This window comes from Caldimonas tepidiphila, from assembly GCF_003569765.1.
GTDB lineage: Bacteria > Pseudomonadota > Gammaproteobacteria > Burkholderiales > Burkholderiaceae_C > Caldimonas > Caldimonas tepidiphila.
On the sequence record NZ_QXMG01000041.1, the window covers coordinates 1 to 13272 of the forward strand.

At 67.5% G+C, this 13272-nt stretch carries 13 protein-coding genes; 7 read left to right on the forward strand and 6 right to left on the reverse strand.

Going from position 1 to position 13272, the window contains the following annotated elements; all coding sequences use genetic code 11:
* Positions 1-322: 322 nt before the first annotated feature.
* A complete protein-coding gene (fnr, locus tag D3A59_RS18905) occupies positions 323-1066 on the reverse strand; it encodes a fumarate/nitrate reduction transcriptional regulator Fnr (RefSeq protein WP_119156930.1) in 744 nt (247 codons plus the stop codon).
* Positions 1067-1283: 217 nt separating this feature from the next.
* On the opposite strand from fnr, the gene hemN reads away from it, so the two are divergent.
* The 3 genes from hemN (at position 1284) to icd (ending at position 4825) form a co-directional block, all read left to right on the forward strand.
* A complete protein-coding gene (hemN, locus tag D3A59_RS18910; RefSeq protein ID WP_119156885.1) occupies positions 1284-2687 on the forward strand; it encodes an oxygen-independent coproporphyrinogen III oxidase in 1404 nt (467 codons plus the stop codon).
* Positions 2687-3409: a sulfite exporter TauE/SafE family protein gene (locus D3A59_RS18915; protein WP_119156886.1), complete on the forward strand. Its 723-nt coding sequence runs from the start codon at positions 2687-2689 to the stop codon at positions 3407-3409. The genes hemN and D3A59_RS18915 overlap by 1 nt, the downstream gene beginning before the upstream one ends.
* Positions 3410-3571: 162 nt before the next feature.
* A complete protein-coding gene (gene icd, locus D3A59_RS18920; RefSeq protein WP_119156887.1) occupies positions 3572-4825 on the forward strand; it encodes an NADP-dependent isocitrate dehydrogenase in 1254 nt (417 codons plus the stop codon).
* Positions 4826-4914: 89 nt separating this feature from the next.
* Here the strand turns inward: icd and D3A59_RS18925 are convergent, their stop codons facing one another.
* Positions 4915-5184: a cold shock domain-containing protein gene (locus D3A59_RS18925; RefSeq protein ID WP_119156888.1), complete on the reverse strand. Its 270-nt coding sequence runs from the start codon at positions 5182-5184 to the stop codon at positions 4915-4917.
* Positions 5185-5408: 224 nt separating this feature from the next.
* On the opposite strand from D3A59_RS18925, the gene clpS reads away from it, so the two are divergent.
* Together clpS and clpA are read left to right on the forward strand one after the other, a co-directional pair.
* Complete coding sequence (gene clpS / locus D3A59_RS18930) at positions 5409-5771, forward strand: ATP-dependent Clp protease adapter ClpS (protein ID WP_119156889.1); 363 nt, start codon at positions 5409-5411, stop codon at positions 5769-5771.
* Complete coding sequence (gene clpA, locus D3A59_RS18935) at positions 5768-8068, forward strand: ATP-dependent Clp protease ATP-binding subunit ClpA (RefSeq protein WP_119156890.1); 2301 nt, start codon at positions 5768-5770, stop codon at positions 8066-8068. The genes clpS and clpA overlap by 4 nt, the downstream gene beginning before the upstream one ends.
* Before the next feature lie 72 nt (positions 8069-8140).
* Here clpA and D3A59_RS18940 read toward each other — a convergent pair whose 3' ends face one another.
* Genes D3A59_RS18940 through D3A59_RS18955 form a run of 4 tightly spaced genes read right to left on the reverse strand, consistent with a single transcriptional unit; the run spans position 8141 to position 10848 of the window.
* Positions 8141-8929 (reverse strand): M90 family metallopeptidase, encoded by a 789-nt coding sequence (locus tag D3A59_RS18940; protein WP_119156891.1) that lies wholly within the window; start codon positions 8927-8929, stop codon positions 8141-8143.
* A 9-nt stretch (positions 8930-8938) separates the two neighbouring features.
* Positions 8939-9778 carry a UDP-2,3-diacylglucosamine diphosphatase gene (locus D3A59_RS18945; protein ID WP_119156892.1) on the reverse strand — a complete coding sequence of 280 codons (840 nt, stop codon included), beginning with the start codon at positions 9776-9778 and terminating at the stop codon, positions 8939-8941.
* 8 nt (positions 9779-9786) lie between these two features.
* On the reverse strand, positions 9787-10281 hold the full coding sequence (locus D3A59_RS18950; RefSeq protein ID WP_119156893.1) for a peptidylprolyl isomerase: 495 nt from the start codon (positions 10279-10281) through the stop codon (positions 9787-9789).
* Positions 10282-10848: a peptidylprolyl isomerase gene (locus D3A59_RS18955; RefSeq protein ID WP_119156894.1), complete on the reverse strand. Its 567-nt coding sequence runs from the start codon at positions 10846-10848 to the stop codon at positions 10282-10284. It lies immediately after the preceding gene.
* A 390-nt stretch (positions 10849-11238) separates the two neighbouring features.
* On the opposite strand from D3A59_RS18955, the gene cysS reads away from it, so the two are divergent.
* The gene (cysS, locus tag D3A59_RS18960) at positions 11239-12618 is read left to right on the forward strand and encodes a cysteine--tRNA ligase (RefSeq protein WP_119156895.1); all 1380 of its coding nucleotides are present in this window, start codon (positions 11239-11241) and stop codon (positions 12616-12618) included.
* A gap of 8 nt (positions 12619-12626) precedes the next feature.
* Positions 12627-13268: a DNA-3-methyladenine glycosylase family protein gene (locus tag D3A59_RS18965; RefSeq protein ID WP_119156896.1), complete on the forward strand. Its 642-nt coding sequence runs from the start codon at positions 12627-12629 to the stop codon at positions 13266-13268.
* Positions 13269-13272: the final 4 nt, after the last annotated feature.

Below are 13272 nucleotides of genomic sequence, written 5' to 3' on the forward strand. Positions count from 1 at the left end.
CAAACCCCCGGTCGCTATGCAGCGGTCGGGGGTTTTGCTTTTGGGGCCGCAGAATCGGGCGAAGATTCGCTGCTTTGCTGAACCAGCGGATCGGGGCTGGTGTTTGCCACCAACTCTGGCACGCAACTCTGCAGCAGGATTGCGTTGCTGCCGCGGATGCACATGCCTTGCCGTCGGATCCAACTCTTTTGCTGCCTTCGAACCCCTTCCGGAAAACGAGTGCTCTCCTAGAGACAATCGGACAGCTTGAACCCGAAATGCAAGAGGGCGCCCGTAGGCGCCCCTGATCGTGCCACGACTCATCAAGCCGCGAACCCGGTCTTCAGCAACTTGTGTTGTTCACCAGCCGGCGCAGGCCGTCCTCGTTGAGGATGCGGATCTGCCGCTGCTTTACCTCGAGCAAGCCGTCGTCCTGGAATTTGGAGAAAGTGCGGCTCACTGTCTCCAGCTTGAGGCCCAGGTAGCTGCCGATCTCCTCCCGTGTCATGCGCAAGATCAGTGCGGACGGAGAAAAGCCCCGCGCCTGCAGGCGTTGCGTCAGATTGAGAAGGAAGGCGGCGAGCCGTTCTTCGGCACGCATGCTTCCGAGCAGCAGCATGACGCCGTGGTCCCGGACGATCTCCCGACTCATGATCTTGTGGAACTGATGCTGCAGGTCGGTGAACTCGCGTGAAAGGTCTTCGAGCTGCGAGTACGGAATGACGCAGACCTGGGAGTCTTCCAGCGCGACCGCGTCGCAGGTGTGCCGATCGTTGCTGATGCCGTCGAGGCCGAGGAGCTCGCCCGCCATCTGGAATCCGGTCACCTGGTCCCGCCCATCCTCTGCCGAGACGCAGGTCTTGAAGAAGCCGGTACGCACGGCGTAGAGCGACTGGAATGCGTCCCCGACATGGAAGAGGGCGTCACCTCGATGAACCGAGCGGCGTGTGGCAATCAGGGAATCGAGCCGTTCGAGTTGCTGTGCGGACAGGCCCACCGGAAGGCAGAGCTCGCGCAGGCTGCAACTCGAGCAGGCGACTTTGAAAGAATCCAGTTTCATTTTTCGGGCACCCTCATCCTTGCTCATTATGGAGCCAGCAGCCGGGCCGGCCGGGAAACGCGAGCGCTCGCGAAGGGGCGCGGCTTCCTCGGCCGTGCCGCACGCAGGCGTTTCTAGCGATGGGACCTGGTTTTTCTGGAGCATGATGGACCTCAAGTTCTGGCAATATTGTTTCCTTGAAGGGGCCGCGCGCACTTGAGGAATGTCAAGGCAAGGGCGGCTGTCTCTGGCACAGTCGGCGTCCATGGTCCCCTCCCAAAGTCCCCTCTCCGAAGAGTTGCTGCGGCGCTTCGACGTGCCCGGGCCGCGCTACACCTCCTATCCGACGGCCGATCGCTTCGTCGAGGCCTTCACTTCGGCGCATTACGCACAAGCCCTCCAACAGCGGGCCAGCGGTGTCGGAACCGTGGGCGGGCGGCTGTCTCCCTTGTCCCTCTACGTGCACATCCCGTTCTGCGAGTCGGTGTGCTACTACTGCGCCTGCAACAAGGTCATTACCCGTCATCACGAACGTGCGGCGGATTACCTCGCGGCGCTGGAGACGGAGATCGGGCTCAACGTTGCGCTGCTCGGCCCTGAGCAGCCGGTGTCGCAGTTGCACTTCGGCGGTGGCTCGCCCACCTTCCTCAGCGACACGGAACTCGCCCGCGTGATGGACACCTTGCGCAGGTCGTTCCGATTGGCCGCGGGCGGCGAGTACTCGATCGAGGTGGATCCTCGGACCGTGACGCCGAGCCGGCTGGCCCATCTCTGGAGCCTCGGCTTCAACCGCCTGAGCTTCGGCGTGCAGGACTTCGACGCCGAAGTGCAGAAGGCGGTTCATCGGGTGCAGTCCCGCGAGGCCGTGGTCTCGCTGGTGCAGGCTGCGCGCGAGATCGGCTTCGAGTCGATCAACGTGGACCTGATCTACGGTCTGCCACGCCAGACGCCGGAGTCGTTTGCCGAAACGGTGCGGCAGGTCGGGGAGTTACGGCCCGACCGCATCGCGCTGTATGCCTACGCCCATCTGCCGCAGCGGTTCAAGCCGCAGCGGCGCATCGACGCCACGCAACTCCCGGGGGCGGCTGCCAAGATCGCCATGCTGTCGCAGGCGATCTCGGGTTTCCTGGAGCACGGCTACGACTACATCGGCATGGATCATTTCGCGCTGCAGGACGATGCATTGTCCGTTGCGAAGCGTCAGGGACGGCTGCATCGCAACTTCCAGGGCTACAGCACGCAGCCGGACTGCGACCTGCTCGGGCTCGGCGTATCGGCCATCGGAAGGGTCGGCGTCACTTACAGCCAGAACGCGAAGACCTTGCCGGAGTACTACGACGCGCTGCGGCAAGGGCAGCTTCCGGTCGTGCGGGGGCTGGCGCTCAGCCGCGACGACCTCGTGCGGCGCGCGGTCATCATGGCGCTGATGTGCCAGGGCCACGTGGTGTTCGAGTCGATCGAGCTGTCCTACCTCGTGGATTTCCGCGCGCAGTTCGCGGCCGAGCTCGAGCGGCTCGAGCCTTTCGCCGAGATGGGACTTGTCGAGATCGCGGAGGACGGCGTCGAGGTCACGCCAACGGGCTGGTACTTCGTGCGCGCGATCGCGATGGTCTTTGACAAGTACCTGCAGGCGGATCGGACGCGCGAGAAGTTCTCCAAGATCATCTGATGCTTTCCAGTCTGCTGCTCACCGCACTGCTGATGGGGCTCGCCGGCGGGCCTCATTGCATTGCCATGTGTGGCGCAGCCTCCGCGGGCGTCGTCAGCGGATGCGGCGTTCGGCGGCAGCAGGGATTGCTCGCCTTCCAGGGCGGACGGGTCTTCGGCTACGGCCTGCTCGGCGCGATCGTCGCCGCGTCGGCGCAAGCCCTCCAGTGGGGCGCCGCGAACAGCGCGTTGCTCAAGCCCTTCTGGGGCATGTTCCATCTCTCGGTGGCATTGCTCGGGCTCTGGCTGCTCTGGAGCGGACGACAACCGGCTTGGCTCGACGGATGGGCGCGCCGGGTCTGGGAGCGGCTGCGCTGGACGCGCCTGGAGGTCGCGGGGCAGCGCTGGCCGGGAGCGCTTCGCGCTGCGACGGCGGGCGGGCTCTGGGCCTTCTTGCCCTGCGGGCTGCTGTATTCCGCGCTGATGGTCGCGGCGCTCGCTCCTTCCCCGCTAGGCGGCGCGGCCGTGATGGCCGCCTTCGCGGCGGGCTCGGGCCTGGCCTTGCATCTCGTGCCCGCCTTCTGGCTCTGGTGGCGCGGACGGGGAGCAGCGGCGGCGGCCTCGCAGAACACGATCTCCGGGGCGGCGGCGGTCCGGGTGGCCGGCCTCGCGCTAGCCTCCGCCTCGTTCTGGGCGGTGGGTCATGCGCTCTGGCTGGAGTACGGGGCCCGGGTCTGTCGCTGAGCCGGCGCCTTGCGGCAGGGGCGGCCCGCCCGGCGCGGTGCCGCCATTTTGTCCGGGAGGTACTCGTCGCCGGCATGCAAGTGGGCAGACAGCTTGCCTGCCGTAAAATCTTTCACACCGGAACGCATCCCCCTAACCCCGTATCGCGCGGAGCAATCTCACATGTACCAGCACATCAAGGTGCCCGAGGGCGGGCAGAAGATCACCGTCAACGCCGACTTCTCGCTCAACGTTCCCGATCAGCCGATCATTCCGTACATCGAAGGTGATGGCACCGGCTTCGACATCACCCCGGTGATGATCAAGGTGGTGGATGCGGCGGTGGCCAAGGCCTACGCGGGCCGGCGCAAGATCCACTGGATGGAGATCTATGCCGGTGAGAAATCCACCAAGGTCTACGGTCCGGATGTCTGGCTTCCTGAAGAGACGCTGCAGGTGCTCAAGGAGTACGTGGTTTCGATCAAGGGGCCGCTGACGACACCTGTCGGCGGTGGCATCCGCTCGCTCAACGTCGCGCTGCGCCAGGAACTCGATCTCTACGTCTGCCTGCGGCCGGTGCGCTACTTCAACGGGGTGCCCTCGCCGCTAAAGGAGCCCCAGAAGACCGACATGGTCATCTTCCGCGAGAACTCGGAGGACATCTACGCCGGCATCGAGTACGAGGCGCAGAGCGACAAGGCGAAGATGCTGATCGACTTCCTGACCAACGAGTTCGGCGTCAAGAAGATCCGCTTCCCGGAGACCTCCGGCATCGGCATCAAGCCGGTGTCGCGCGAGGGCACCGAGCGCCTGATGCGCAAGGCGGTGCAGTACGCGATCGACAACGACAAGCCCTCCGTGACGATCGTGCACAAGGGCAACATCATGAAGTTCACCGAGGGCGGCTTCCGCGACTGGGCCTACGCGCTGGCGCAGAAGGAGTTCGGCGCCGAGCCGATCGACGGCGGCCCGTGGTGCAAGTTCAAGAATCCGAAGACGGGCAAGGACATCATCGTCAAGGATTCCATCGCGGACGCCTTCCTGCAGCAAATCCTGCTGCGCCCGGCCGAGTACTCGGTGATCGCGACGCTGAACCTGAATGGCGACTACATCTCCGACGCGCTGGCGGCACAGGTCGGTGGCATCGGCATCGCTCCGGGCGCCAACCTGAGCGACTCGATCGCGATGTTCGAAGCCACCCACGGCACCGCGCCGAAGTACGCCGGCAAGGACTACGTGAACCCGGGCTCCGAGATCCTGTCGGCCGAGATGATGCTGCGCCACATGGGCTGGACCGAGGCGGCCGACCTGATCATCAGCTCCATGGAGAAGGCGATCCTGTCGAAGAAGGTCACCTACGACTTCGCGCGCCTGCTCGAAGGCGCCACCCAGGTGAGCTGCTCGGGCTTCGGCCAGGTCATGATCGACCACATGTGATCCCGCCGATCCGAATCGCAAAAAAGCCCGCTTCAGCGGGCTTTTTCTTTTGAGCGCAAGATACCGAGCGGGGCTGGACTTCCCGTTGGTCAGTCGGTCAGCGCGGCCTGGGTTCCGTCGCTGCTCGACAAGGTGCTGGCGGGAGCGCGGACTGCCTCGACCGGGCGAATGTTCTTCGCCAGTCGTCCCTTGGGGCCCTCGACGAGATCGAAGCTCACCCGGCCACCCTGCTTCAGGGTGCGGAAACCTTCCATCTGGATGGCGGAGAAGTGCGCGAAGACATCATCGCCCCCCCCGTCCGGTTCGATGAAACCGAACCCCTTGGCATCGTTGAACCATTTCACTTTGCCGAATCCCATAACACCTCCCTGGATACTCTAATGTGCTAGTCATTCTCCGGGCGCGGGCGAAGGGGTGTCAAGCCAGCGCCCAGTGCAGGCACAGCATATGGCCTCCCATGTAAGGGTCCTACCCCCAGGGGAGGGGCTCCAGCCGAAGTTGTAACACATTCGCGGGGGCGCTTGACCTTGGGCGCGCTGGCGTCAAATGGAAGGCACGCTCTTTGCGAGAGGCTCTCGCTAGAATGAACTTCATCATGTCCAGCCCACCCGACAAGCCCCGCGTCCCCCCCGGCCCCGTTCCAGACGAGGGCCAGGGTTCCGTCGTTGCAGAGCGCCAGAGCGCCAAGACGCAGCCACCGCCGATGTACCAGGTGGTGATGCTCAACGACGATTACACGCCGATGGAGTTTGTCGTCATGGTGCTGCAGCAGTTCTTCCAGCGCGACCTGGAAGCCGCGACTCAGATCATGTTGAAGATCCACCATGAAGGGCGGGGTGTCTGCGGCGTCTACACCAAGGACGTCGCGGCCACAAAGGTTGAATTGGTGCTTGCCGCCGCGCGTCGCGCGGGGCATCCTTTGCAGTGCATTATGGAGGCAGCATGATTGCTCAGGAACTTGAAGTCAGCCTGCATATGGCGTTCGTCGAGGCACGCCAGCAGCGTCATGAGTTCATCACGGTGGAGCACTTGTTGCTTGCCCTGCTGGACAACCCGTCGGCCGCGGAGGTGCTGCGCGCCTGCTCGGCCAGCATCGAGGATCTGCGCAAGAGCTTGACGCAGTTCATCAAGGAGAACACGCCCACGGTGGGTGGCTCCGACGAGGTCGATACCCAGCCGACGCTGGGATTCCAGCGCGTGATCCAGCGCGCGATCATGCACGTCCAGTCGACCGGCAGCGGCAAGAAGGAAGTGACCGGCGCGAACGTGCTGGTGGCGATCTTCGGCGAGAAGGACTCGCACGCGGTCTACTACCTGCATCAGCAGGGCGTGACGCGCCTCGACGTCGTCAACTACATCGCGCACGGCATCAAGAAGTCCGATCCGCCCGAGACCCCGCGTCCGAGCGACGGTGCCGCGCCCGAGGCCGAGAAGGAGGAGTCCGACGGCAAGGGCTCGCCGCTGGAGCAGTTCACCCAGAACCTGAACCAGCTGGCGCGCGAGGGCAAGATCGATCCCCTGATCGGCCGCGAGCACGAGGTCGAGCGCGTGATCCAGGTGCTGTGCCGCCGGCGCAAGAACAACCCGCTGCTGGTCGGCGAGGCCGGTGTCGGCAAGACCGCGATCGCCGAGGGCCTGGCCTGGCGCATCACCGAGAACGACGTGCCCGAGGTGCTCGCCGACTCGACCGTCTACGCGCTCGACATGGGCGCGCTGCTGGCCGGTACCAAGTACCGCGGCGACTTCGAGCAGCGCCTGAAGGCGGTGCTCAAGGCGCTGAAGGACCAGCCGGGCGCGGTGCTGTTCATCGACGAGATCCACACGCTGATCGGCGCCGGCGCCGCATCGGGCGGCACGCTCGACGCGAGCAACCTGCTCAAGCCCGCGCTCAGCTCGGGCCAGATGAAGTGCATCGGCGCGACCACCTTCAGCGAGTACCGCGGCATCTTCGAGAAGGACGCGGCGCTGTCGCGGCGCTTCCAGAAGATCGACGTGGTCGAGCCCTCGGTCGAGCAGACCGTGGAGATCCTCAAGGGCCTGAAGTCGCGCTTCGAGGAGCACCACAGCGTCAAGTACGCGATGGGCGCGCTGCAGGCGGCGGCGGAGCTTTCCGCCAAATTCATCAACGACCGTCACCTTCCCGACAAGGCGATCGACGTGATCGACGAGGCGGGCGCGGCGCAGCGCATCCTGCCCAAGAGCAAGCAGAAGAAGACCATCACGCGCGCCGAGGTCGAGGAGATCGTCGCCAAGATCGCGCGCATTCCGCCGGCGAGCGTCTCCAACGACGACCGCTCGAAGCTGCGCAACCTCGACCGCGACCTGCGCAGCGTGGTGTTCGGCCAGGACGCCGCGATCGACGCGCTGGCGGCCGCCATCAAGATGGCGCGCTCGGGCCTGGGCAAGCCGGACAAGCCGATCGGCTCCTTCCTGTTCAGCGGCCCGACCGGCGTCGGCAAGACCGAGGTCGCGAAGCAGCTCGCCTACATCCTGGGCATCGACCTGATCCGCTTCGACATGTCGGAGTACATGGAGCGCCACGCGGTCAGCCGCCTGATCGGCGCGCCTCCGGGCTATGTCGGCTTCGACCAGGGCGGCCTGCTGACCGAGGCGATCACGAAGAAGCCGCACGCGGTGCTGCTGCTCGACGAGATCGAGAAGGCGCATCCGGACGTCTTCAACGTGCTGCTGCAGGTGATGGACCACGGCTCGCTGACCGACAACAACGGGCGCAAGGCCGACTTCCGCAACGTCGTGATCATCATGACGACCAACGCGGGCGCCGAGACGATGCAGAAGGCGGTGATCGGCTTCACCAACAGCCGCGAGCAGGGCGACGAGATGGCCGACATCAAGCGGCTGTTCACGCCCGAGTTCCGCAACCGGCTCGACGCGATCATCAACTTCCGTGCGCTCGACGAGGAGATCATCCTGCGGGTGGTGGACAAGTTCCTGCTCCAGCTCGAGACGCAGCTGGCCGAGAAGAAGGTCGAGGTCGCCTTCTCCGACGCGCTGCGCAAGCACCTGGCGCGCAAGGGCTTCGATCCGCTGATGGGCGCGCGCCCGATGCAGCGCCTGATCCAGGACACGATCCGTCGCGCGCTGGCCGACGAGCTGCTGTTCGGCCGCCTGGTCGACGGCGGTCGCCTCACGGTGGACCTCGACGACAAGGAGGAGGTGGTGCTGGACATCCAGCCGGCCCGCCGCAGCGACAAGCCGAAGGCGGAGCCCGCCACCGCCTGACGGCGAGCGAAGGGGCGGCCCCCGAGGGCCGCCGCCTCCCGATCCCTGAACCCGGCCCCGTGCCGGGTTTTTTCATGCGTCGGCGAACGCGGCCGGGTCCTGACGGAAGTAGCCGGCCAGCAGCCGGTAGAGCTCGGGGTGCTCCCGGGCGAAACCGCGCGGGCTGACGAAGAAGGATTCGGACGCGACGGCGAAGAACTCGTCGATGCCTTCGGCGCCATAGGGATCGAGGAAGGTGTCGAGGCCGGCGTCCACCTCCTCGCAGAAGCGCTCGTAGGCGGCGTCGATCGTCCCGGCCCAGGCCTCGCGCTGCGCCTGCGTCGGCAACGGCGGCATGCCGTCGGCCTCGCCGTCGAGCAGGTCGAGGACGTGGGCGAACTCGTGCACCACGACGTTGTAGCCGAGCCCGGCGCTGTCGCCGGCCTCGCAGACGTCACGCCAGGACAGCATGACCGGCCCGCCGTCCATCGCCTCGCCGGCCAGCCGCTCCTCGTACTGGTGCACCACGCCGTCCTCGTCGACCACCTCGCGGCGCGCCAGCACCTCGTCGGCGTGCATCACGATGCCGACGAAGCCGTCGTAGAGCTCGATGCCGAGCTTGAGCACCGGCAGGCAGGCCTGGGCGGCGACCGCGACCGCCGCCTCGTCGCTGACCTCGAAGCCGCCGGCGCCCTGGAACTCCTTGCGGTCGAGGAACAGCGTCGAGAGCCGGCGCAGCTCCAGCATGTCGGCCTCGTCGCGCCAGTTGAGGAAGGGAAAGCGCGCGAGCGTCAGCTGCCACAGCGGCTCGGGAATCGCGCGCCGCTGCAGCACGCGCTGCTCGCGGGCCTGCCGCAGTTGTCGCCACCAGCGTCCCAGCATCGCGTCGCGTCAGGCGGGGGAGGGTGCGACGGGCAGGCGCTGCAGGCCGTCCCCGGTCAGGCGCAGCACGTCGCCGCGGATGCGGTCCGGTGCGACGTCGAACTCCCAGTCGCTCAGCACGTGGCGCCAGCAACCGTCCGCGAGGGCATGATCGGCGGGGCGGTGGGTGTGGCCGTGGATCATCGCCGGCGCGTCGCAGGCCTGCAGCCAAGCGAGCGCGGCCTGCGCGTCGACGTCGGCGCCCAGCCCGTCCGGCTGCCTGGCCGCGTCCGGCGCCGGGCCGCCCTGGCGCTGCCGGCTCTCGGCACGCAGCGCGGCCGCGATTTCGCGGCGCCGCGCCAGCGGCTGCGCGAGGAACTCCGCCTGCCAGCGCGGATTGCGCACCGTGGCGCGAAAGCGCTGGTAGTCGCGGTCCTCCAGGCAGAGCGCGTCGCCGTGCGTCAGCAGCAGCGAGCGCCCGAAGGCGCGCAGCAGCGTCGGATCGGCGAGGCCGACCACCCCGCTGCGCGCCAGGAAGGCCGGGCCGACCAGGAAGTCGCGGTTGCCCGGCAGGAAGGCCAGCGTGAGCCGGCGCGACAGCTGCGCGAACAGCTCGGCGCACTCGCGCTCGAAGCCCTCGTCGGCCGCGTCGTCGCCGACCCAGGCCTCGAACAGGTCGCCGAGCATGAAGACCGCGTCGGCCGGGGTGGCCAGCAGGTGCGCGCGCAGCGCCGCGAAGGTGCGCGGCTGCGCCCCCTGCAGGTGCAGGTCCGACAGGAAGTCGATGCAGCGCCAGTGCGCCGGGGCCTCGAGGACCTGCGGCGCGAACGGCGCTGCGCCGGGCGCGGGCACAGGCGGGAACGAGGCCATCCGCGGGATCAGACCTCGACGGCCTTCTGGATCACGACGTCCTCGAGCGGCACGTCGTCGTGGAAGCCCTTGCGGCCGGTCTTCACGCCACGGATCTGGTCGACCACGTCCTGGCCGGCGACGACCTTGCCGAACACCGCGTAGCCCCAGCCCTGCGGCGTCTCGGAGCGGAAGTTCAGGAAGTCGTTGTCGGCGACGTTGATGAAGAACTGCGCGGTGGCGGAGTGCGGCGCGTTGGTGCGCGCCATCGCCAGCGTGTACTTGTCGTTCTTCAGCCCGTTGTTGGCCTCGTTCTGGATCGGCGCGTCGGTGGGCTTCTGCTGCATGCCGGGCTCGAAGCCGCCGCCCTGGACCATGAAGCCGTTGATGACGCGGTGGAACACCGTATTGTCGTAGTGGCCCTTGCGCACGTAGTTCAGGAAGTTCTGCGCGGACAGCGGGGCCTTCTCCGCGTCGAGTTCGATGCGGATCACGCCGAGGTTGGTGTGGAGTTCGACAGCCATTTACTTCTCCAGGGAGATTTGCTTGATGAGGACCGGCTCGACCGGCACGTCGCCGTGCGGGCCGCGGCGGCCGGTCTTGACGGACTTGATGCGATCGACCACGTCCATGCCGCTGGTGACGCGCCCGAACACCGCATAGCCGTTGCCGTCGCGCGAGTTGGCGGCGTCGAGGAAGGCGTTGTCGGACACGTTGATGAAGAACTGCGCGCGCGCGGAGTTCGGATCCATCGTGCGCGCCATCGCGATCGTGCCGCGCCTGTTGGCCAGGCCGTTGCGGCTCTCGAGCGGGATCGCGGCGCGCGATGCCGGCTTCTCGCTCATGTCCGGCGTGAAGCCGCCGCCCTGGATCATGAAGCCGTCGATCACGCGGTGGAAGATGGTGCCGTTGTAGTGGCCTTCCTTGACGTAGTGCAGGAAGTTCTCGACGGTCTTCGGCGCGCGGGCCGCGTCGAGCTCGACGACGATGTCGCCGGCCGAGGTGCTCATCTTCACGGTCTGCGCCTGCGCGGCGGCGGCCAGGGCGGACAGCAGCAGGGCGGCGGCGAAACGGACGGTGCGTGGCTTCATGCGGGTCGGTGTGGTGGTGGGGGTTCGAGCGCGGCAGGCCCGGCGCGGCAGCGCCGATCGGCGGTCCTGCCTCACGGGGCGGGACGCGGTGCGGCAGGCCGTCGCAGGCGCCGCCAGGGCGTCCCCGGCAAGCCGCGTGCGACGGGGGCGGGCGTGCAGCGTTCGACGGAATGCGAGGGCCTGACGCGGCACCCGCCGACACCCGGCCGCCCCTGCCGGTATACTCGACTGATTGTATCGTAGCCCTTTGCGGCTTCCTTCCCCCGCCTCTCCCCCCGAGCCTCGCCGGCTGCCCCGCGGCAGCGCGCCCGGCCCTGCCTTGCGCGTCCGGTGTCCCGGGCGCGCTCGTCGCGGACGCGGACGAGGCGCCCGCCGACGAACCCTGCACCCATGACGCTGTCGATCTACAACACGCTTTCCCGCCGCATCGAGCCCTTCGAGCCGATCGAGCCGGGTCACGTCCGCATGTACGTGTGCGGCATGACGATCTACGACCTGTGCCATGTGGGTCACGCGCGCATGATGATGGCGTTCGACGTGGTGCAGCGCTGGCTGAAGGTGATGGGATACCGCGTCACCTACGTGCGCAACATCACCGACATCGACGACAAGATCATCCGCCGCGCGCTCGAGCGCGACATCCCGATCCGCCAGCTCACCGACGAGATGACGGCGGCGATGCATGCCGACATCGGCGCGCTCGGCATCGAGCCCCCGACGCACGAGCCGCGCGCCACCGACTACGTGCCGCAGATGCTCGACCTGATCGGCACGCTCGAGCGCAAGGGGCTGGCCTACCGGGCCTCCAACGGCGACGTGAACTACGCGGTGCGGCGTTTCCCCGGCTACGGCAAGCTCTCGGGCAAGTCGCTCGACCAGCTGCGCGCCGGCGAGCGCGTGGCGGTGGCCGACGGCAAGGAGGATCCGCTCGACTTCGTGCTGTGGAAGTCCGCCAAGGAGAGCGAGCCCGAGGACGCGAAGTGGGACGCCCCCTACGGCCGCGGACGCCCGGGCTGGCACATCGAGTGCTCGGCGATGAGCTGCGCGCTGCTCGGCGAGCACTTCGACATCCACGGCGGCGGCATGGACCTGCAGTTCCCGCACCACGAGAACGAGATCGCGCAGAGCGAGGGCGCGAGCGGCCGTCCTTTCGTCAACGTCTGGATGCACAACGGCTTCGTCAACGTCGACAACGAGAAGATGTCGAAGTCGCTCGGCAACTTCTTCACGATCCGCGACGTGCTCGCGCGCTACGACGGCGAGACGCTGCGCTTCTTCATGCTGCGCACGCACTACCGCAGCCAGTTCAACTTCAGCGACGCGCACATCGACGACGCGCGCCAGGCGCTGCGCCGGCTCTACACCGCGCTCGACGCGGTGCCGCCCGCGCCGCCCAGCCGGATCGACTGGTCTCAGCCCCACGCTGCGCGCCTGCGCGCGGTGATGTGCGAGGACTTCAACACGCCCGAGGCGCTGGCGGTGCTGTTCGAGCTCGCCTCCGAGGTCAACCGCAGCCGCTCGGCCGAGCTCTCGGGCCTGCTGAAGGCGCTGGGCGGCACGCTCGGCATCCTGCAGCGCGCGCCGCGCGAGTACCTGCAGGGCGGGGCGGCGTCGGAGGACGCCTCGGAGATCGAGGCCCTGATCGCCGCGCGCGCCGAGGCCAAGAAGGCGAGGAACTTCGCCGAGGCCGACCGCATCCGCGAGCAGCTCGCGGCGCAGGGCATCGTGCTGAAGGACGGCCCGCAGGGCACCACCTGGGTCAAGGCCTGAGCGCCCGGATGGTCAAGGTCGTCACGCCTGATTATTGGGACGAGGCCTGCGGGCATCTCGCGGAGCGAGACCGCGTGATGGCCAAGCTGATCCCGCAGTTCGGCGAAGCCCGGCTGCAGAGCCGCGGCGACGCCTTCACGACGCTGGCGCGCTCAATCGTCGGCCAGCAGATCTCGGTGAAGGCTGCGCAGGCGGTGTGGGAGCGCTTCACCGCGCTGCTGCCCGGGCCGGCGAGCCGCATCGCGCCGGCGGCGCTGCTCGCGCTCGCGCCCGAGACGATGCGCGCGGCCGGGCTGTCGGCGCGCAAGGTGGAGTACCTGCTCGACCTCGCGAGCCACTTCGAGTCGGGCGCGGTGCATGTGCGCTCGTGGAAGTCGATGGACGACGAGGCGATCATCGATGAGCTGGTGGCGATCCGCGGCATCGGCCGCTGGACTGCCGAGATGTTCCTGATCTTCCACCTGATGCGGCCGAACGTGCTGCCGCTCGACGACGTGGGGCTGCTCAAGGGCATCAGCCAGAACTACTTCAGCGGCGAGCCGGTGTCGCGCGCCGAGGCGCGCGAGGTCGGCGAGGCCTGGGCGCCGTTTCGCTCGGTTGCGACATGGTACATTTGGCGCAGCCTCGACCCCCTGCCGGTGGAGTACTGAAAGG